The 21,953-nt window shown below is 42.7% G+C and carries 17 protein-coding genes; 9 read left to right on the top strand and 8 right to left on the bottom strand.

Annotation, left to right across the window (positions count from 1 at the left end; all coding sequences use genetic code 11):
• Positions 1 to 47: 47 nt before the first annotated feature.
• The 4 genes from PSYCG_RS01125 to lptM form a co-directional block, all read right to left on the bottom strand.
• On the bottom strand, positions 48 to 1,097 hold the full coding sequence (locus PSYCG_RS01125; protein WP_020442584.1) for a tyrosine recombinase XerC: 1,050 nt from the start codon (positions 1,095 to 1,097) through the stop codon (positions 48 to 50).
• A gap of 57 nt (positions 1,098 to 1,154) precedes the next feature.
• Complete coding sequence (gene dapF / locus PSYCG_RS01120; RefSeq protein ID WP_020442583.1) at positions 1,155 to 2,042, bottom strand: diaminopimelate epimerase; 888 nt, start codon at positions 2,040 to 2,042, stop codon at positions 1,155 to 1,157.
• Positions 2,043 to 2,242: 200 nt separating this feature from the next.
• Complete coding sequence (gene lysA, locus PSYCG_RS01115) at positions 2,243 to 3,574, bottom strand: diaminopimelate decarboxylase (protein ID WP_020442582.1); 1,332 nt, start codon at positions 3,572 to 3,574, stop codon at positions 2,243 to 2,245.
• 103 nt (positions 3,575 to 3,677) lie between these two features.
• Positions 3,678 to 3,989: an LPS translocon maturation chaperone LptM gene (gene lptM, locus PSYCG_RS01110; RefSeq protein ID WP_020442581.1), complete on the bottom strand. Its 312-nt coding sequence runs from the start codon at positions 3,987 to 3,989 to the stop codon at positions 3,678 to 3,680.
• A 601-nt stretch (positions 3,990 to 4,590) separates the two neighbouring features.
• Between lptM and PSYCG_RS01105 the strand changes: the two genes are divergently transcribed.
• The 4 genes from PSYCG_RS01105 (at position 4,591) to rsfS (ending at position 9,749) form a co-directional block, all read left to right on the top strand.
• Positions 4,591 to 5,823: an acetate/propionate family kinase gene (locus tag PSYCG_RS01105; RefSeq protein WP_020442580.1), complete on the top strand. Its 1,233-nt coding sequence runs from the start codon at positions 4,591 to 4,593 to the stop codon at positions 5,821 to 5,823.
• Positions 5,824 to 5,933: 110 nt separating this feature from the next.
• Entirely contained in the window at positions 5,934 to 8,090 is a 2,157-nt protein-coding gene (gene pta, locus PSYCG_RS01100; protein ID WP_020442579.1) for a phosphate acetyltransferase, read from the top strand.
• A gap of 196 nt (positions 8,091 to 8,286) precedes the next feature.
• Positions 8,287 to 9,195 carry a nicotinate-nicotinamide nucleotide adenylyltransferase gene (locus PSYCG_RS01095; protein WP_020442578.1) on the top strand — a complete coding sequence of 303 codons (909 nt, stop codon included), beginning with the start codon at positions 8,287 to 8,289 and terminating at the stop codon, positions 9,193 to 9,195.
• A 140-nt stretch (positions 9,196 to 9,335) separates the two neighbouring features.
• A complete protein-coding gene (gene rsfS / locus PSYCG_RS01090; RefSeq protein ID WP_011512587.1) occupies positions 9,336 to 9,749 on the top strand; it encodes a ribosome silencing factor in 414 nt (137 codons plus the stop codon).
• 202 nt (positions 9,750 to 9,951) lie between these two features.
• Here rsfS and PSYCG_RS13730 read toward each other — a convergent pair whose 3' ends face one another.
• Positions 9,952 to 10,185 (bottom strand): pentapeptide repeat-containing protein, encoded by a 234-nt coding sequence (locus tag PSYCG_RS13730; protein WP_227500750.1) that lies wholly within the window; start codon positions 10,183 to 10,185, stop codon positions 9,952 to 9,954.
• On the opposite strand from PSYCG_RS13730, the gene PSYCG_RS01085 reads away from it, so the two are divergent.
• The 4 genes from PSYCG_RS01085 to PSYCG_RS01070 are packed head-to-tail and all read left to right on the top strand — an operon-like array spanning position 10,184 to position 15,068.
• Positions 10,184 to 10,846 carry an MOSC domain-containing protein gene (locus tag PSYCG_RS01085; RefSeq protein WP_051130952.1) on the top strand — a complete coding sequence of 221 codons (663 nt, stop codon included), beginning with the start codon at positions 10,184 to 10,186 and terminating at the stop codon, positions 10,844 to 10,846. The genes PSYCG_RS13730 and PSYCG_RS01085 overlap by 2 nt on opposite strands.
• A 6-nt stretch (positions 10,847 to 10,852) precedes the next feature.
• On the top strand, positions 10,853 to 11,737 hold the full coding sequence (locus tag PSYCG_RS01080) for an N-acetylmuramoyl-L-alanine amidase (RefSeq protein WP_020442576.1): 885 nt from the start codon (positions 10,853 to 10,855) through the stop codon (positions 11,735 to 11,737).
• A 27-nt stretch (positions 11,738 to 11,764) separates the two neighbouring features.
• Complete coding sequence (locus tag PSYCG_RS01075) at positions 11,765 to 11,956, top strand: hypothetical protein (RefSeq protein WP_020442575.1); 192 nt, start codon at positions 11,765 to 11,767, stop codon at positions 11,954 to 11,956.
• 49 nt (positions 11,957 to 12,005) lie between these two features.
• On the top strand, positions 12,006 to 15,068 hold the full coding sequence (locus PSYCG_RS01070) for an ATP-binding protein (RefSeq protein ID WP_020442574.1): 3,063 nt from the start codon (positions 12,006 to 12,008) through the stop codon (positions 15,066 to 15,068).
• A 75-nt stretch (positions 15,069 to 15,143) separates the two neighbouring features.
• Here the strand turns inward: PSYCG_RS01070 and purL are convergent, their stop codons facing one another.
• On the bottom strand, positions 15,144 to 19,154 hold the full coding sequence (purL, locus tag PSYCG_RS01065) for a phosphoribosylformylglycinamidine synthase (protein WP_020442573.1): 4,011 nt from the start codon (positions 19,152 to 19,154) through the stop codon (positions 15,144 to 15,146).
• Between the two features lie 436 nt (positions 19,155 to 19,590).
• Between purL and PSYCG_RS01060 the strand changes: the two genes are divergently transcribed.
• On the top strand, positions 19,591 to 20,085 hold the full coding sequence (locus tag PSYCG_RS01060; protein ID WP_020442572.1) for a pyridoxamine 5'-phosphate oxidase family protein: 495 nt from the start codon (positions 19,591 to 19,593) through the stop codon (positions 20,083 to 20,085).
• Between the two features lie 147 nt (positions 20,086 to 20,232).
• On the opposite strand, the gene pgsA is transcribed toward PSYCG_RS01060, so the two are convergent.
• Complete coding sequence (pgsA, locus tag PSYCG_RS01055) at positions 20,233 to 20,913, bottom strand: CDP-diacylglycerol--glycerol-3-phosphate 3-phosphatidyltransferase (protein WP_011512579.1); 681 nt, start codon at positions 20,911 to 20,913, stop codon at positions 20,233 to 20,235.
• 597 nt (positions 20,914 to 21,510) lie between these two features.
• Positions 21,511 to 21,942 (bottom strand): MgtC/SapB family protein, encoded by a 432-nt coding sequence (locus PSYCG_RS01050; RefSeq protein ID WP_011512578.1) that lies wholly within the window; start codon positions 21,940 to 21,942, stop codon positions 21,511 to 21,513.
• Positions 21,943 to 21,953 lie beyond the last annotated feature (11 nt).

The raw sequence follows: 21,953 nt of genomic DNA, 5'->3' as shown, positions 1-21,953 counted from the left end.
AAGGTTTTTTCAATCAAAGCAATTTGCGATGAAAGACACTTTTAAAATTAAAGGGTTGAATCGCTGTCTTTGGATGCGTGAGTGGCTCGAGGATGGGCGCGGTCATAGACTTGGGTCAATTTAGCAAAATCGACATGGGTATAAATTTGCGTGGTACTGATATCGCTATGCCCAAGCATCTCTTGGACAGCGCGCAAGTCGCCACTTCCTGACAACATATGTGATGCAAAGCAATGGCGCAATAGATGCGGATACATGTTTTGAGCAATACCAGCACGAGTAGCAGCAACTTTGAGACGCTGCTGCACAGCCCGTGTTGATAAACGCGTACCCAGTTTTTCACTAATAAATAATGCTTGGTCCATCTGCTCTACCCACAGATTGCGGTGCGGTAAATAACGACGAATGGCGTCAGCCGCTTTTATTCCTAAAGGTACTAGGCGTGTCTTATTACCTTTGCCAGTCACGCGTACCCGTAGATCAGCTAAGTCGACGTCTACTATATCTAGCGCGACTAGCTCACCGACACGTAGACCACTGCTATAAAGCAATTCAAACATCGCCTTATCACGTAGCCACAAGCGTGCTTGTTCAGGTGTATCAGGGATTTCTTGGTCGAGCAATTGCGTCAATAAATCCACATCAGCGATAGAGGGTAATGGTCTAGGGCTGCGCTTGAGCTGATAGCCTGTAGTTGGATTAATACGTGCCAAATCCTCTTCTATCAGCCAGCCATAAAAATGACGAATAGCTGATAACTCTTGCTGAACGCTGGCGAGGGATAGTTTGTCTTCATCAAGGCGTTGGCTGATATGCTGGGCTAATTGGCGCTTATCACAACGTGTCCATGTCAGGCATTTACCTCGCAGGAATAACGCCAGTTGATTCAAGCCTGCAAAATAGGCCGTCAATGTATGCGGCGAGTGATTGCGCACAGATAAGACATTTAGCCAACGATGCACAGGGGCTAATAATTCACTTAACGCGGCATCCGCTTCTATGGTGATTGCCAATTCTGCTGATAGCCATGACGGTGAAACGGATTGTTTATCAGATCGTGCGTCTGTCACTTGAGATTTTTTATAAGACATCACCATATTGAAAACAACCCTATTACTTATCCAGTAAAAATAACTGTCACTTATGTTTTACTATTAACTTTCTGGATTGGGCTTGATACCGGCTTGTGCCATCAAGCCATCTGGACTAAAGACACCTTCATACACAAATGCGGTTGGTCCGGTCATCATGACCGAATAGCCCGGCTGCCATTTAATTACCATGCTGCCGCCATAGAGCTGAGCACGCACATCTTCGCCTTCGTCAAGCCAGCCTTCGCGTATACCAATGGCAACGGCTGCACAAGCGCCCGTACCACAGGCTTGCGTCTCACCGACACCGCGCTCGTACACTCGCAGACGAATATGACGCTGATTCATTATTTGCATAAAACCGACATTGACACGTTCTGGAAATGCTGGATGCGATTCGATGGCTTTACCCAAGGTTTCAACGTCAGCATCAAGCACATCGTCAACTTTTATCACCGCATGCGGATTGCCCATATTGGCAACATAAAGCTGCACCGGCGTACCATTTACGTCCAGATGATAAGCATTTTGGATTTTGGTGATGGCTCTTGGGGTAAATGGAATCTCACTTGGCTCAAACTTGGGCTTGCCCATATCAACCTCTACCCAGCCATAACGATCGGTCGTCAGCGAAATAATGCCGCTTGCCGTCTCAACACGGAGACGCTGTTTAAAGGATAACTTGCGCGCTTGCACAAAACGGGCAAAACAGCGGGCGCCATTACCGCATTGCTCAACCTCTGACCCATCAGTATTAAAAATACGGTAACTAAAATCGACATCGGGGCGCATTGGCGGCTCAACGACGAGCAACTGATCAAAACCAATACCTAAATGACGATCACCCAGTAACTGCACCAAATCCTTGGTCAAGTCCAAACGCTGAGTCACCAAATCGATGACCATAAAGTCATTGCCCAACCCATGCATCTTAGTAAATTCTATTAGCATATCCCTGATATCCTATCCTATTTTTATGTATGTCTTATATTAGCACGCTGTCAGTTACAATCATAACTATCACCGTTATCAAATGCCAAGTTATATTCCACACTTATTATTCAGGTGTTCGATCAAAATTTGCCATAAAAAAACCCACTATCATCATGATAATGGGTTAGATTTTTGAGATACTTTATGCTGCTTAGCAGTTAGCCTTGCCACAATACTTCGTCTGCATATAGCGCTTCAACGGTTTCGCGTTTGCGAATCAGCTGGTGGCGATCATCAGCTACCATGACTTCACTAGCTCGCGGGCGTGAATTATAGTTGCTACTCATAGTAAAGCCATAAGCACCAGCACCCGTGATTGCGAGAATATCGCCTGTCGAAAGCGACAACAAACGATCTTTTGCTAAGAAATCACCCGTTTCACAAATAGCGCCAACGATATCCCACGGCTGTGTACCTTCCGTGTCAATACCATTATTAGGCAAGACACTTGGAATCACTGCCATTTCAGCTTGATATAAAGCAGGGCGGATTAAATCGTTCATTGCCGCGTCAACAATGGCAAAATTCTTATGCTCAGTTGGTTTAAGCACGTCAACTTGCGTCAATAACACCCCAGCATTTGCCACGATACTACGACCCGGCTCAAAAAATACCGTCAAGCCAAGCTCACTAAGTTTTGGTAATAAAGCATTGGCAAATTCATCAATAGACACTGGTGTCTCATCAATATAACGCACACCCAGACCACCGCCCAAATCGATATGACGCAGTTCAATACCTGCTTTACGTAAGCTATGCACCAGCTCAATTACTTTGTCCAATGCCGCAACGAATGGCGCAACTTCAGTCAACTGCGAGCCGATATGACAGTCAATACCGACGATATCGATATGAGACAATTTGGCGGCTTGTTGATAAACGACCAGCGCATCCTCGTGAGCAATCCCGAATTTATTGTCTTTGAGACCTGTTGAAATATACGGATGGGTTTTGGCATCCACATCAGGATTGACACGTAGTGATATCGGCGCTGATTTATCAAGCTGCGCGGCGACTTCATTGATTAGAGTCAGCTCGCTAATCGACTCAACATTAAAGCAACCAATACCTTGGTTAAGCGCATATTCAATATCGCTATAGGTTTTGCCGACGCCTGAGAATACCACACGTGCAGCTTCGCCCCCTGCCGCCAATACCCGCATTAGCTCGCCACGTGAAACGATATCAAACCCTGCGCCTGCTTGCGCCAATACGCCAAGTACAGCAAGGTTAGAGTTTGCTTTTACCGCATAGCAAATCTGGTGATTTAAGCTGGCAAAGCTATCGGTATAAGCTTGATAGACATCCAAAATGGCTTGCTTTGAGTACACATAACAAGGCGTACCATAGTGTTTAACCACTTCATCAATACTGACCTGTTCCATATACAGTGCACTGTCGCGATAATCTAGCGCGGGTAAATGGGCGGTTAAGGCTTCAGGATTGATGTACAGGCCTTGCTCAGTTTGGGTCGTGACTGACTGACTCATATAAATATCTCTAATATAATCAAGTTATCAAGGTAACAATAAAGTATTGGGCTTACTCAAAAATCGTTTGAACATTTACATTTTAATAATCCATGATTACTTATTAGTAATCGTTAGGATCGTTACTCGGTTCAGGCAGCTGAAAACTCTCTGTATTTTGCTGGTCGCTGTCAATCTTAGCAAAGGCGGTATCTTGTGGATTACTGCCACTATCTAATATTGCCGTGCTATCTCGCACTGCTTTACTACCAGCGTCTACAAGGTATAAATCGCCTTTTTGTCCGCAGCCAACCAACAATGCCGCTGAAGCTATCGTGATCGACGTGCCAAGCATGATGTTATACATATTATGGCGAATGGCGCTGCCCACTGTCTGAGAGTGCTTGGGTTTTGAGGTATATCGTGTCGTAAACATAGGATAGATAACCTGTAATCTTGCAACGGTGTACGCGATAAAAATCACTATCAGCGAAAACAACCAAGGCTGCAATAGGGAAAATAGGAAGATTTTTTAATCATAGCATTATTCTATAAAGCTGTGCGCCTATAGAATATGTTTGCGTAGTAAATTTGCTGAAATGTAGTGATAGAGAATCCAATATAAATATAAAACAATGTTATTGATCTAAAGCTAGACAAACTTACTTACAATTTTTATAAAGGTAAATTTTTACTTATTTTATCTAATAAGCCCTCACTGTCTTCGGTGCACACCTGTAACCATCAATCGAGAACTGGCTGATCAAAGCCTTAGAGTTATCGTGGTGTCACTGCCAAAATATGATACATTATAGTCAACCCTTGTAGCTATAAGGCAACGCTAGCAGGCGTTTGCTTTACATTGAACCTCTGTTAGACATAGGGATGGCTCAAGCATAACGAAAATCAGCGCGGCTATGGTTTATGTTTCCAAACCGTGCAACCTATACCAGCACCGATATCGCTGGTTTTCGTTTATTCAACAGGTGATCGTCAAGATGCGGCACCTTTTATAAAAGACAATCTAAGGATAGAGTATGAGCGCTGGCGTAAGCACCACTTTTGATGACAAACATTCTGAAGCATCGACCCTGACCAATCCTACTTTAGTATTAAACTGCGGCTCCTCTTCAATCAAATACGCCTTAATTAGTGAGGATGAAGGCACTCGTATCACAGGTCTTGCCGAAAACTTAGGTCTCGATACTGCCCGTATTAAACACACCACATTAAATGGTGAAAAGTTAGAAATTGCAATCGCTGGTGGTCGTCATGAACTTGCCTTACAGAAAATCCTTGATCTACTTGAGCAGTATCACTTTATTGCTGTTGGGCATCGAGTGGTACATGGCGGTCGTGAGTACTCAGAAGCGGTGCGTGTCGATGCGCATGTGTTAGCAGAAGTCAAACGTCTAAAAGTCCTCGCCCCATTACACAATCCGGCAAACGCACTAGGTATCGAAGCTGTACAAGCAATCTATCCTGATATTCCGCAAGTGGTGGTCTTTGATACTGCCTTCCACCAGACCATGCCACCCGTTGCTTTCCGCTATCCGCTACCAAAGGCACTCTATTCAGAACACAAAATCCGTCGTTATGGCTTCCATGGTACCTCTCATGCTTATGTATCAGAACGCGCCAGCCACATTACCAGCGCAACAGGACCACATGGTTGGTTAACTGCGCATTTGGGCAACGGCTGTTCAGCAACGGCTGTCTACGACGGCAAAAGCCTTGATACCAGTATGGGTCTGACCCCGCTTGAAGGTCTTATGATGGGTACGCGCAGCGGTGATGTTGACCCAAGCTTACATATTCATCTCAAGCGCCAACTTGGTATGAGCTTAGAAGAAATCGACAAGATGCTCAATAGCGAAAGTGGTTTACTTGGTATTTCAGGCTTATCGAATGACTTGCGTACCATTGAGCAAGCGGCTAATGAAGGTCATGAAGACGCGAAGCTGGCTATCGAGATGTTCTGCTATCGTGTTGGTAAATACCTTGCCAGCTTAAGCTGCGCGCTCCCTAACTTTACCGGTATTGTCTTTACTGGTGGTATCGGCGAAAACTCTGTGACCACGCGGACGCGTATTTTAGAAGTCATGCGTCATTTTGGCATCAAAGTAGATGCCGATAAGAACGCTGGCTTGGTCGGTGGCAATGAAGGCAGTTTCCATGCTGACGATAGCAGTATTGAGCTGTGGGTTGTCCCAACTGATGAAGAATGCCGTATCGCACAAGAAACTCGTGCAGCCTTGGGTCTAAAATAAAACTAGGTCTAAAATAAGACTCATATGCCTGCGATAAGAATCACAAGTTGATTCTTATACGCTCAAGGATGACAATCTCTCTAAAAATATAATAAACAGTAGGATATATTATGCAAACTATTTTACTTGTACCCATTAGCCGCGGTATCGGTGTGACGTCAGCGGCGTTAGGCTTGATTCGTGCTTTCGATTATAACGGTATCAAAGCGGGTTTTATGAAGCCGTTTTTACAAGACGATACGCTGGATAAGCAAAACAGTCTAGACAGCTCAAGCGCATTAGCCATGCATGCCTTTGGCCTAAAGCCACCTAAATCGATCAGCCGTCAACATGTTGAGCGTATGATTGGTGATGACAATCTTGATGACTTGATGGAAGAAGTGGTTGTTAACTACCATACTCTTGGTGATGATTACGATGTGGTGATTTGCGAAGGCTTAGTACCGACGACTGAAACTTCTTATGCCTCACAGATCAACCGTGCGATTGCTCATGCACTCGATGCCCGAATCATCTTTGTTAGCACCGCCGATACCAGTAAACCTGCCTATTTAGCCGATAAGCTTGATGTCCATGCGCGTGAATTTGGTGGTATGGCAAGTGATCGTACGCTTGGCTGTATCTTGATGCGTATGCATGACTTGCCGAATACGCAAAGCACCTTAGAAAATCAAATCGTTGCCCCAGGTGAAGCGATTGTGAGCTTGGATAGCGGCTTTATACAAGAAGTACAACGCTTATCGCCGCACTTTAATACCGAACAATTCCGCTTAATTGGTGTCGTACCATTCAGTGACTCATTATCCGTGCCGCGTACGTGGGATATCGCTGCTGAACTTGATGGCACTTGGCTCAACGTTGGTGAGGCAAAATCGCGCCGTATCAATCGCATCAGCTTGACCGCACGCTCAATTGCACGTGTCGATGAAGTGTTCAAACGTGGTACGCTTATCGTGGTGCCGGGCGACCGTGACGATTTACTCTTGGCAGCGGGTCTTGCCTGTATCAATGGTATTCCGCTAGCAGGATTGGTATTGACTGGCGGCGTTGTCCCTAGTCCAACCGTCGCTGAGCTTTGGCAATCTGCACTCAAAACTGGTATTCCTGTGATGAGTGTCGAAGATGACAGCTTTGAGACGGTACAGAGTCTATTACACATGAGTGCTGAGATTCCAAGTGATGATACTGAACGCGCTGAAGAAGTGGCGCGCTATGTCGCGGCGCATCTAGATCTTAGCTGGATTAAAGCATATTTTAGCCAAAATCATGAGCCACGCTTGTCACCTTCTGCTTTTCGTCATCAAGTGGTCAAAAAAGCGCAAATCGCCAAAAAACGCATCGTGCTGCCAGAAGGCTCTGAACCGCGTACGGTCGAAGCCGCCTGTATTTGTCAAAGCCGCGGTATTGCCGACTGTGTGTTACTCGCTAAGCGGGCTGATGTTGAACAAGTCGCCAAAAACCGCGACTTGGTATTACCTGAAGGGCTTGAAATCATCGACCCTGACAGCTTAGATATGAGCAAATATATCGCCGCTGTAGTCGAGCGTCGCAAAGGTAAAACCAGCGCAGAAGTGGCTGCTGAATATCTGCAAGATACCGTTTATTTAGGTACGACCATGCTACAGATGGACGAAGTCGATGGCTTGGTTTCTGGTGCGATTCATACCACGGCGAATACTGTCCGCCCAGCGTTTCAGTTGATTAAAACGGCTCCTGAGTATTCACTTGTATCGTCAGTCTTCTTTATGCTGTTGCCTGAGCAAGTGGTTGTCTACGGTGACTGCGCCATTAATCCTGATCCAAATGCAGAAGAATTGGCTGAGATTGCCATTCAATCAGCACAGTCTGCTGCTGCCTTTGGCATCGATCCAAAAGTGGCAATGATTAGCTACTCTACGGGCTCGTCAGGCACTGGCGCTGATGTCGAAAAAGTCGCCCGTGCGACCCAAATCGTCCGTGAACGTGCGCCGAATCTAAAAGTCGACGGACCGCTACAGTATGACGCGGCTTCTGTCATGAGCGTCGGCAAGCAAAAAGCGCCGGATTCGCCTGTTGCTGGACAAGCAAACGTCTTTATCTTCCCTGACCTAAACACCGGTAACACGACTTATAAAGCGGTACAACGTAGCGCCAATGTGGTCAGTGTCGGACCGATGCTGCAAGGCTTAAACAAACCGGTCAATGACTTGTCACGTGGTGCCTTGGTCGATGATATTATTTATACCATCGCCCTCACTGCCATTCAAGCACATAGCGACGTTATTTAAGCATTTAAAGCTTCATTCAAAACACGTATTATTGAGCCGATTATCATAATGATGGTCGGCTTTTTTATGGCTGTTAAACGCTATAATTAAGCATAATAAAATCGATAATCGGGATAAGTAAATAATCACATGCTATAGTCGATTTAAAATAAATCAACTACAACGCTCATCTGCATTAGTTTTTACTCACTCATTTATGTCAAATACTTCTAACAGTTATCAAAGCCAAAATACTAAGTCTGCCATCCGTGCTTATTTGGGCGGCTCATTTGATCCTGTGCATAATGGTCATTTGCAAATGGCGATGACCGTTTATCAGTGTTTATTACCAATAGCTGAGCAGCAACAGCGCGAACTGTATGTATCGTTGCTGCCCAATGCGCGCTCGCCCTTTAAAGAAGATAGCACCGATCCTAAGCATCGTCTGGCGATGCTAAAGCTGGCAACACAACAGTCGCCCTTATACATTAACGAGCTTGAGCTGTGGCAGGCGCCACCCGTCTATACTATCGATAGTGTGCAAACGCTGCGCGCACGCTACCCGCATGACAGTCTGATATTTGTCATGGGGATGGACAGCGCGCGTAGTTTGGAACACTGGAAAAATGGGCTGCAACTGACTGATTATGTCAGTTTATGGGTGTTTGACCGTGAAGAAAACTTTGATAGCAATATAGATATTGATATCAAAATTGGTAAAAACTTCTCTAAGACTGAGTTGCACCATTCTTTAACCTCCCAACTTCCAAAACTGCTACAACCTTTAACCATCGATTCTATAACTGAATTATTAGCCGCTAACCCTCAATCTTTAACAAACAGCTTTTGTGTAAAAAATAGCCATCAAGGTCATATTTATATCGACCCGCGCCCTGTGACAGCAATATCAAGCACACACATACGTCAGCAACTTAATCAGCAGCTGCCGCAAGCACCTAAATCATTAAATATAACGCACAGCACTGACATGCAAATTGCATCTTTACAACCAATAAATGATATCATAGGCAATACTGCACCCAATTCATTAGCTAAATGGCTAAATCCTGCTGTTTATCAATATATTATCGCCCATCAGCTATATTCTGCTGCTCAATTCCGTTAAAATCGCCTTATACTTTGAATTTTGCCCACTTTGATCATTTTTTCTCAAAAAACGTCTGCCCCTATCTGGCTCGTTAGAGAATGCATTGTGACGATTTACCATTTTATTTTTAATATTTACGATTTAAGAGATTAAAATTTATGACCAACACCATGACTGACGAACGTTTACAAGAATGTTTGACCCTTGTTCAAACCGCGCTAGACGATATGAAAGCTAAGAACATCACCGTAATGGATGTAGCAGCATTGACAGACGTAATGGAGCGTATCATCATCGCTGACGGTACCTCAAAGCGCCATGTACGTGCAATGGCTGACAGTGTCGGCGCTGAAGCCAAACTGGGTGGCTTTATGCCACTGGGTCGTGAAGGCGGTATCGATTCTGACTGGACATTGATTGATTTGGGCGCTGTTGTCGTGCATATGATGACGCCACAAGCCCGCGAGTTCTATGACCTAGAAGGTCTATGGTCATCGCCTGAACAATTGGCTGAGCTGGTTGCTGTACCGCGTGAGAAGAAAACAGCCGGTCGTCGCAATAAAAATAAATAATCTTATTTATTGCCAAAGCTGCTTAAGAAAAAGACCAGATATCTATTCTGGTCTTTTTTTGTCTAAAATTTACTGTGCTAATAAAATTCAAAATACGGTTAAATTTTAAACGGCTGAATTCTTACCATTAGAGGAATGATTAAGCTAAGATAATACGCATTATTAATGCCAATATCGATATAACCTCTCCCCTAATGAATCCCTATAGATTAGGAAAACCTATGAACTTAGAACCTATGAACTTAGAACCTATGAACTTAGAACCTATGAACTTAGAACCTATGAACGTACAACCTATGAACGTACAACCTATGAACGTACAACCTATAAACTCAAAAACAATAGCATCTTCTAGCCAAAAAAATACTGCTGACTTTAACCAAACCTTGCCGCTACATATCGCTACCCTCACCTGCGTTCGCGCTGGCAAAGCCATGCCATTTACCCGTGAAGAAATGAGCGCCATTGATAAAGCACCAATTAACGCGCCCGTCGCTGTCGACTTTATGGGTCTCACAACTGATGAGCAAGCCGATAGACGTCATCATGGCGGCCCACTAAAAGCGGTACATCAACTAGCGACGGCGACTTATGACAAGATTAATGCAGAGTTTAGCTTGAAAGTGCGTGTTGGCACATTGGGTGAAAACCTCACTACAGAAGCAGTAAATGGTTTGCTAGAAATGACGGAAGCGACAGTTTGTATTGGTGACGTTTTTCAGTATGGTCAAGATGAAATCATTGATGGGAATGGGGGCGACAGCGTGCAAGTACGTATCGTTCAACCGCGACGACCATGCTACAAAATCAATGACCAAATCGGACAATTTACTAAAGTGCCAAATATTGCGTCTTGGGTCAGCAAACAAGGCATCGCTGGTTGGTATTTTCAAGTCGTTCGTGATGGCACGATCAGTGCTGATTTACCGGTTTATCTTATCGAACGCCCCTATTCTTTTGCGACACTTGAGAAACTGTGGCAGTTATCAAACTCAAAAGAGACATTTGCAGCAGAAGTTATTGAACCTTGGCTTGCGATTGAGTGTTTGGAAGAGAGCTGGAAGAAGGTTTTGGCTAAGAAGATTAAAAAGGGTTAGCATTTCATGGCAAAAAATATCTTTTTAGCATTAGTATGTGCCTTAACGCTGCCTTTAATTGGCTGCATGACCACTAATAACATTCAAATAGCGAATACTGAACCCTTCGTTATTGATAGCGAAACCTATCAAGCCACTGGTAAAAGCGAGCGGATTAAATCCATCGTCCTGCACTATACCGTTTCAGATAATGCCAGATCTATAAAAACATTGACCACTGGAAATGTGAGCGCCCACTATCTGATCTTGGATAATAACGATAATAAAATTTATAACTTAGTGCCTGAAAGCGAACGTGCTTGGCATGCTGGTAACGGCGGCTTTGCAGGTAGAACGATACTTAACGATACCTCTATCGGCATCGAGATTGTAAATGCAGGGATTAAGCCTGAATATCGAGATGCCTTAAAAAACAGCGCGCTCGACTATCATCCTTATGAGCACTATGTAGAATTTAATGAATTACAGATTAAGAAAGTGGCTCAGCTGGTGCAAGACTTGGCAAAAAGATATAATATTTCTGCAAAGAATATCATCGGTCATGCGGATATGGCACCCTCGCGTAAAATCGATCCCGGTGCGAAGTTCCCTTGGCAGCGACTGTATTTCGATTACGGCATTGGCGCTTGGTATGATGAGTTTGATAAGCAATTCTTTATGAATCAAGACGCATTTGCAGCAGCAACGATACCCGAGATCAAGCAAGCGTTTCGCGATTACGGTTATCAAATCAATGACAGCGCTGAGTGGGATAAAGCCAGTCGCAATGTCGTCTATGCGTTTCAACTGCATTTCAGACCGCAGCAGCCAACGGGTGAGCTGGATTTAGAAACTTATGCTATTTTAAAGGCACTCAATAAGAAGTATGCTGGTCGTGATGACTTTTATTAATCGATAAAAACATTAGGAAATATCAATATGAGTAACTCTCAATACAACGAGCAAAATGAACAAGACGAGCTTCAGAAATATCTAGAAGAAAAAGCTAAGCAAGAGCAAGCAAAAGATCAAGAATCCGAGCCGCTTTCTGCTTATGAGGCTTGTGTGTTAAAAGAAAGCGCTAAGATTCATGAGTTGATTGCTGAGGCTCAGAAAGAAGGTAAAAAGTAAGTCTGTACAATAAAAAATCCCAAAGATGAAATAATAAAAAGGACTTACCATGAGCGCAGGCTTAATCAAACATCTAAGAAAGAAGACTGATGAAGACAGCAATACTAAAATATTGATGTCGCAATGGGAATTTGATGAAAAGCTCGTCGGTAAGTCGCTTGAAAATGTGGGTAGTTATTACCCACATTTCAGTAGCCACAATGAATCGCACTCACAGCAAATCCTTGTCAATATCGAGCGCCTGTTAGGTAGCAACATTGAAAAGCTGACAGCGACAGACACATGGCTAATCTTAGAAGCGGCTTACTGGCATGATATCGGTATGCTATTCAATGCTGATGAAGTTCAAAAGGTCTTTGAGGACGATGACTTTAAAGAATATGTCGAAAGCCTAGCTAATGATAATACGCAAGATTTACATGAGTTTGCCAAAGTGTGGCATGAAGATGGTTGGAATAAAGCACTTGTTAATCATTCAGACCCACATACAGGCGTTGAAAAATATCGCCAAATGATAGCTGAATGGTATCGTCGTGGTCATGCCAAAAATTCAAACGATATAGTTATGAAACCGTTTGAAAAACTTAATATTAGCTCCCCTCGTACTGAGCTACTTCCCAAGCGCATTTATCGTTATCTTGGTCAAATATGCTGGGCGCATGGGCTTGGTTTTGATGATTATGTGATGAAAACACTACCTTTCCGTCAAACAGGTATGGGTACAGAAAACTGTCACCCTCGTTTTGTCGCCTGCTTACTACGTTTAGGTGATTTATTCGATATTGATGACAACCGCTTCTGCCCTGTTATGGCAAGGCAGGTTGGCAATATGCCATCGTTCAGTGAAACGCATAAACATAAGCATCAAGCGATTCGTGAGTTTCAGCTAGATAATGAAACGGTTAGCATAACGGCTGTTTGTAGTACCGAAATGGCATACATTGAATGTCGTAACTGGTTTAATTGGATTCGTGAAGAGATTCAAAATCAAATGTCACAGTGGAAAAACATCGTGCCTAGTCGTGATTTTGGTCTACTTCCAACGATTAATAAGCTTGATGTTGAGATGACCGACAAAAAGATTTTGTTGAATGATAAGCCGATGAAATTCTCACTTGACGAGCGCAGTGCTATTGAGTTATTGCAAGGTAATAACCTATATAAAGATGATATGAGTATCTATCGAGAGCTGATTCAAAATGCCATTGATGCCACGATGATTCGTGTTTGGTTAGAACATGGAATAGAAAAGTCTCAAGAACCTTTACCGCCTAAGGCTAATCCATATGATGAAAGCACTCGCAAAATGTTTGAAAAATACCCTATTGAGCTAGACTGTAGAAAAGTAGCCGATTTCGAAGACTCAACCCTCTGGGAGTTTAGTATTGAAGATAATGGTATTGGTATTTCTCGTAAAGATCTCGAATATATGCAAAAAATTGCAGGATCTAAAAACAATAAAGAAAAGCAAAAAATAATTCGTCAGATGCCAGAATGGATGCAACCCTCTGGTGAATTTGGTATTGGGCTTCATAGTGCATTTCTATTAGTGAAAGACTTACCAGTAGAGCAACAAAAAATCACTATTTTCACAAAGAGTCGTCTTACTCACGAAAGTTTAAAAATCGAGTTAAACTCTCCCTTATCCGGTAAGTCTGGATACTGCTTTATTGAAAAACTACAAAACAGAGAAGGTTATGGAACAAAATTAGTATTAAATATAAAAATTATGAAATATGAAGATAATACTCCACTTAATAATATGGAGATTTTCTTCAAAATAAAACAGGAATCTATGTATAAGTACAATGATGGTGGTTTTTATATTATAAACACACTACTAGATATATATAATAAAATATCACACCCTTTATTCAATATAAGATTTAAAAATGAAATAAAAGATATAATAGAAACATCAATTATAAATAAAAAATCAGTTAAAAAATATTATTGGGATGAAAATTCGAAATCTAGTATTAATATTTCTATGATAGAAAGTAGTTATTCAGAAATTGATAGCCAAATCTACGATTTAGACAACGACCTTATAGATTTCTACTATAGAGGCCAGTACGTGTGTAGACTACCTATAAGAAGATTAAAAGAATTTAAAAAAGGTAAGTTAGATACTATTTTTATGAATTTCAAGATAGATATATATCAAGGTAAAGCAAAAGAATTACTAAATATAAGCCGAAATAGCTTTACCAAGTCAAAAATTGCCTTTGAAATATTTGAGAAAACTTTTTTAAACTTAATAGATGAATCTCAGAAAGACAAGAAATTACTATATAGTTTATTTGAATCTACGTATGCACAGTCATTTTTCACTAAAATATTAGATATCGGATTAAAAACTAATCTAAATAATAATGATAATGAATGGAAGAGTTTTGAAATAGGAAAGGATTTTAGTTTATACAAGCTAGATGAATCTGAATGTTTTATTTTTAACAAAAATACAAGAGTTACGGATATACCAGAGAATACTATATGTATAAGTAGTAACATAATTGAAGAGATAATTCACACAAGATTTATGAAAGGCATCTTAGAGATAAATAATTTTAAAACCTACTGTAATGAAATTTTATTCGAAAAGCACGAAAAACACAATCTAGAAAACATATTATTCTCTAGATCAGAAATAAAACTAGAAAACTGGAACGTCTTTAATTTTTATGAGGATAGTTACTCCGAAGAGTTATCTTTAGAATACCTATATAATTTCAATTTATATGAATTAGAAAAAGGAATCGATTATACAATTGAGAGATATATAACAAAAGAAATCTACCAGAAATTAGTAATTTCAGAAAAAGAAGAAGTAATAGAGGTTTTTAACGAAATAAAAGACATAATATTTCCTTTCATAGTTCATAAAAACAAAATAATTGAGATAGATAATAAATACATATATAGCTTAACGGATATCTATAAGATATATAATTTTAATGACTTTGATAAGCTATATCTAAGAATAAAAGAGTATATTATTGAAAACTCTAAGAATACAAGCCCGAAATGGTATGAGTACTATGAAAAAGGAAAAGAATTCAAACCGTTAGATCTCACACCTTTAGAAGTATTATATAAACCCACAACGTAAGTATTCGAACAAAAAAAGGTGAGCATTACGCCCACCTTTTTTTATGCTTACAACAATACTCTAAACCAACTCAGCCTATCTAAACCAAGCGCGAGCGTTACGGAACATACGCATCCACGCGCCGTCCTCATCCCACTCTTCTGGTTTCCAGCTATGGTTATAGGCTTTTAGATTACGCTCAGGATGTGGCATCATGATAGTGACGCGACCATCAGTGCTACACAGACCTGTGACACCGCCGACCGAACCGTTTGGATTGAGCGGATACGTCTCAGTTGGATGACCTTGGCTATCGACAAAGCGCATGGCGAGCTGACCGTGTTTTGCCATACCGTCGATCTCGGTATTGTCCAGCGTGGCATAGCCTTCACCGTGCGCGATAGCGATTGGCAAGATACTGTCTTGCATACCTTTGAACAAGATAGACTTGGTACGCTCGACTTTTACGTTGACCGTACGCGCTTCAAAGCGAGCTGACTGGTTGGCGATGAAGCGTGGGAAATTCTCCGCGCCTGGGATAAGATCTTTTAACTGCGCCATCATCTGACAACCATTACAGACACCGAGTGAGAAGGTATCAGGACGGGCAAAGAAGCGCACGAACTGCATGCGCAACTCATCATGGAACAAGATAGAGTTTGCCCAGCCAGAGCCTGCGCCGAGTACGTCACCGTAACTAAAGCCACCACAAGCGACCAGACCATCGAAGTCACGTAGATTGATGCGACCTTCAAGTAAATCGCTCATGTGGACGTCGACCGCTTCAAAACCAGCTTGGGTAAAGCCTGCCGCCATTTCGGTCTGACCATTGACGCCTTGCTCGCGCAGGATTGCAACTCTTGGCTTAGTTTCGCGGCTGTTTAAGTACGGCTCTTCAACTTTTTGATTGAGATCAAAGTTTGGCGCAGCGATGAGACCTTGATGGCTCGCATCAGCAATCAAGTCATACTCTTGCTGTACACACGCTGGGTTATCACGGCGGCGCGCGATTTGATAGCTGACCTGAGTCCACGCTTGCTGCAATTCAGTACGGCTAAAGCTGAGAGTGTCATTACCCATGAGCGTTGGCGTTTGGATAAGTAAGCTGTCTTCTTCCGAGCTTTGACCCACGAGGCTGAGCATATCAGCAACGTTAAACTCTTCTGCCAATTGCATGAGAGCAGCGACGTTTTCTGGTAATACTTGGATGACTGCACCCAGCTCTTCACTGAACAGTTGACCGAGTAAGTTATCATCCGTCAATGACAGTTTGATACCTTGACGGCTAGTGAACTGCATCTCAGCGATGGTCGCTAGTAGACCACCATCACCGATATCGTGATAGGAGCTGATGACGCCTTGCGCGTTGCCCGCTTGGACAAAGTTAAAGAAGTCGACCAAGTCGCTTGGCTGTGCTAAATCTGGGCAATCGTTACCCAATTGGCTCAGCGTTTGCGCAAGGATTGAGCCGCCTAGACGCAGCTTACCTTTAGACAAATCGATACGGTAGAACGCGCTGTCGCCATTGATTAGCTCAGGGGTTAGCGTTTTTGCCACGTCAACCACAGGAGCAAATGCCGTAATCACCAAGCTCATTGGAGATACAACTGATTTCTCTTTGCTGTCGCCATTGTCGTTGTCAGTCCAATTGGCACGCATCGATAGCGAGTCTTTACCAACTGGGATAGCGATACCCAATGCTGGGCACAGCTCTTCACCGACTGTATAGACCGCGTCAAATAAGGCTGCATCTTCTGCATCACCACCACAGGCGGCCATCCAGTTCGCTGACATCGTAATATCAGACAACTGAGCAATACGCGCACCAGCGATGTTGGTAATCGCTTCGCCAATTGCAAGGCGTGCTGAGGCTTGAGGGCTGATTAGGGCAACTGGCGTACGTTCACCAACACTCATCGCTTCACCGCTCATTGGCTGACCATCTAAAGCAACCAAGCCTGAAGCTGTAACGGCACAATCGGCAACCGGAACTTGATAGCGACCAACATACTGATCACGGACTACCATACCAGTGATAGAACGGTCACCAATGCTAATCAAGAATGATTTGCTAGCGACAGTTGGATGACGTAGCACGTCTTTGATTGATTCGGCCAGATTGACTTCGTCTAACTCTAAAGCTGGTAAGGTAATTTCTTGACGCTCAAAACTACGCTTCATCTGTGGTGTACCGCCAAGCAATACTTGCATCGGCATATCGACTGGTTGCTCAGGCAGTAATTCGTCATTAACGACCAGTTGACGTACTTCCGTAGCTTCACCCAAGATGGCATACGGGCAGCGCTCACGAGCACAGATGGCATCGAATTGATCCTTGCTCTCAGGGCGAATCGCTAGCACATAACGCTCTTGTGCTTCGTTTGACCAGATTGCCATTGGCGACATGCCAGCTTCTAGCGACGGAATTTTACGTAGATTTAATACCGCGCCCATCTCATGGTCATTGACCAATTCTGGCATCGCATTTGATAGACCGCCTGCGCCAACATCATGCAATGAGACGATTGGGTTGCCATCTTTACCATTATTGCTTGCATCAACGTCATTACCAGCTAGCGCCCAGCAGCGATCCATCACTTCTTGACAGCGACGTTCCATCTCAGCGTTATCACGCTGAACTGAAGCAAAGTCCAAGCCTTCATCAAGTGAGCCACTATCGACCGAAGATGCTGCACCGCCACCAAGACCAATCTGCATCGCAGGACCACCAAGGACGATAAGCAGGTCACCTTGTTGAATGGCGTTTTTTTCAATGAGGTTGCGTTTGATATTGCCGTAACCACCTGCAAGCATGATTGGCTTATGATAGCCGCGCATCTCGCTGCCATCTTTTGCCGCTGACGTATCAAGCTGAAAACTACGGAAATAACCGCAAAGGTTCGGGCGACCAAACTCGTTTGAGAAATTGGCTGAGCCCAATGGTGCTTCAGTCATAATTTCAAGACTGGTTGCCATACGATCCGGCGTACCATAATCCTGCGTACTTAATTGACCTGACTGCTCCCATTTTTCCGCAAGCTCTGGAATGTGAAGATGTGACACATGGAAACCTGTGAGACCGGCTTTTGGCTTACCGCCACGACCGGTTGCGCCTTCGTCACGAATCTCACCGCCCGCACCTGTTGCTGCACCTGCATACGGCGCGATAGCAGTTGGATGGTTATGAGTTTCGACCTTCATTAAGATATCGATTTCTTCTTGATGGAAATCATAAGGATGGGCAGAGTTTACGTCCATCGCATCAGTAGGAATTGGGTAAAAACGCATACCATCAGACCCTGCCATTACAGCAGCGTTGTCTTTATAAGCAGACAAGATGCCTTGCGGATTGGCTTTATAAGTATTCTTAATCATTTGGAACAGTGACTTTGGCTGAACTGTACCATCTACCGTCCATTCAGCGTTAAATATTTTATGACGGCAATGCTCTGAGTTTGCCTGTGCAAACATCATCAGCTCAACGTCAGTCGGATTACGCTTTAGCTCATTGACATAAGCATTCATCAGATAGTCAATATCTTCACTCGATAACGCAAAGCCAAATTCTTTATTAGCTGATTCTAGTGCCGACTGACCTTGTCCAATCACGTCGATGTGATTCAGTGATGCTGGCTTTTCATCGTCAAACAGTTTATTTACGTCATTTAAATCATAAACCAAGCTTTGCGTCATGCGGTCAAATAATAGTTGCTCAGCGGCTTTAGGTAGCGTTGCATTCACTTCGCCTTCTGCTTTTCCATCGACGGTTAGCGTATAGACAATGACACGCTCAACACAATTGATGGCAATTTCACAGTTATTAAAGATATCGGTCGCTTTACTTGCCCATGGCGATATCGTACCAAAACGTGGACCAACGATAACTTGTAGTTGATTGTTTTTCGGGGCTGTAAGGACAGTGCTACTATCGACAGCAAGTAAGTCTAGCGCTTTTTTATGCTCATCACCTTCGAGTTCTCGTGATAACACATACACTTGCTGGGTATGAATTTGGCTGACATTTAGCTCGGTTTTTTGCTGAAACTGACTGATGAGTTGCTGCGTCTGAAAATCGGTAAGAAACGGTTGTCCGGCGATGGTCATCATAAAGGCATATTCCATAGGATATAGGCAATAACAGGCATCTCTGCCATGCTAAGTAAATGGTTCGCGTATTATAACAAGAAGCCCTGTAATAAGCAGGACAAAACCAAGATAAATTGCCAATTGATTCGGTAATATTATGCTAAAGCATTGAGCAAATACTGACGATTTGCTATCAAAACAGCAAGGCTGACGGCACAGCGTCACAATTTTTACCTAAAGCTTATAATCCTTACAAACCCTCACATCGCCTTACGGGCAACCTATATAAATAGCCCAGCAGAAATCGCTATTCTAGATAGCAGTTCTTGACCAGCTAGTTTTTATAAAGCCAGTTTTTATGAAATAAACGGTTTTTATACATTAACCTGTTAATGATTATTTCCCTAACAACTATAAATTCAAAATTTATTTACAATAATGAAAAAGGATATCCACCATGAGTAACCAAGAGCATCTCGATAAAATCCAAGCCGTCATCAAAGACGTGAAATTTGCCATGATGAGTACCAGCAACAAAAAAGGCGATATTCATGCGTGGCCAATGACCACAAGTGAGGTTAACCTTGATAATAAAGAGATCTGGTTTATCGGCGATAAAAAATCAGATGTCGTCAAAGATATTCAGGATGATGCAAGAATCGGGCTGACTTATGCCACTCAAGATGAAAAGAACTTTGTTTCTATCAGTGCTAACGCTGAATTACCGACAGACAAAGCTAAATTGGATGAGCTTTGGTCGCCAGTTTACAATGCCTTTTTTGAGCATGGTAAAGAAGATGAAAACGTACAATTGATTAAAGTAGTTCCTCATGGTGCCGAATGCTGGCTTAGCGGTAGTACAGTGGTGAATATATTTAAGATGGCAGCGGCAGCCGTACAAGACGGCAAAACTGCTGAAGATATGGGCGAGACCTTTTCCGTTTCTTTATAATTTATCATTAAACTATCAAGTAGATAAAAACAAAATTTTTATCAATAAAAAACGCCAGTGGCTGATGCGACTGGCGTTTTTTATTGACTGGGCTTTATAGTTTTAGAATAAAGTATAAGATTTAACCGCTATCCATTTAACTACCTTTTACCCACTTTGCTTTAAATACGGCCACGCAGCTTTAAGATAAATCATCATCGACCATAACGTTAGAATCACTGCCGCTACCATCAAGACATAGCCGATGGTTTCAAGCGATTCCCAATTTAACAAAAGCACCGTAATCGCTATCATCTGAAAGGTGGTTTTGAGCTTACCTACATAAGACACCGCTACACTGGTACTTTTACCCAGTTCTGCCATCCATTCACGCAGTGCCGATACGGCGATTTCACGCGAGATAATCACAATTGCTGCTATCGCCATGATGATATTGGGATGCCATTGCACTAAGATAATCAGCGCGGCTGCTACCATCAGCTTATCAGCGACTGGGTCTAAAAATCGACCAAAGGCTGATACCACATTGAGCTTACGGGCAAAATAGCCATCGAGCCAATCGGTAATGGCTGCTAGTATAAAAACGCCTGTTAATAACAAGTGACGCAATAGACTGTCGCTAAAGTCACTCATACCAACCTTTGCAATCACATTGTCAGAGATTGCTGGCATGCCGATCCCCATAGCAGGTGGCCAATAGGCAATCGCAACAAATAGCGGAATCATCAAGATACGCGCAATCGTCAGGTTATTGGGCAAATTAAAAATACTTTTGTTATTCTGCGTACTTGACGGCTCCTGCGGATGCAAATGCGTGCTCTCAGTCATGGCAAACCCAGTTTAATATTGACCTAATAATGACGGATAGCTTAGCATTTTTCAGCCAAGTCGTCATGCCCTCTATGTAGGTATCGTTGATGCCAAGCGTATATTTTTCTAATCGAGCAATTTTTATCCTAGATGTGGCGTATTTAGGCATTTTAATGAGTGATAGCTGATTTTCATTACTTATCCTTAACGCTATTTTTTTGCAAAAATATCGTTATTCTATTAAATGCCTAGATACATTCATATATACACCGTCTAAAACGTAATAACATGTAAGCAAGCTTAGGAAAATAACTGAATGTCGGTTATTATGAGCCGATGATATCGATACACTTGTACACTAAAAATTGTAAGCAGATGTAAGAGTTTCTTGAACTTTCTCTTTTCAACCAAATATAAATAATAAGAATAACCCCTAGTAATAACAAATTTGTATCAATTTATTTGTGGCTTATGATTTTTCATTTGATCGCATGATAAGTTTTCCTCAGTCCACGGTATCTCCTCCGTGGGCTCTTTTTTTGTCTGCTATTTAGTCGTTTTATTCGCTGGGTGCCCTTTCCTTTATACATCATCTCGCAGTATTTTCATTGGTTTCTACAGCTTTTCTTTTGACTTAAACGGCTCAGAGAATTGCAAGATCAAAAAACCAACCACAGACAAGATAATCGCAATTTCATAACGCCCATAAGCGACTGAAATACCAATAGCGCCGGTATTCCAAAGGCTTGCTGCCGTTGCTGTGCCTTTTGAGCCTTGTTCATTTTTAAATATCGCGCCGCCACCGATAAAACCCATACCGGTGATGATGGCATACATGATTCTCGCCTCACCAGTCGCATCATAAATATCCATACCAACGAGCATGAAAGCACAGGAAGCAATGGTCACTAAAGGAAAGGTTCTAAGCCCTGCGCCGTTGTCTTTCATCTCGCGGTTGAGTGCAATCGGTAAGGAAAGAATAAAGGCAATTCCTAATTGAAAGAAATGAAATTGCATCAGCTCCATATCGATATCAAATCCAGACATAGCGTTCTACC

It is taken from the genome of Psychrobacter sp. G (genome assembly GCF_000418305.1).
In the GTDB taxonomy this organism is placed as follows: domain Bacteria; phylum Pseudomonadota; class Gammaproteobacteria; order Pseudomonadales; family Moraxellaceae; genus Psychrobacter; species Psychrobacter cryohalolentis.
This window is presented reverse-complemented; position numbering and strand designations above follow the sequence as displayed.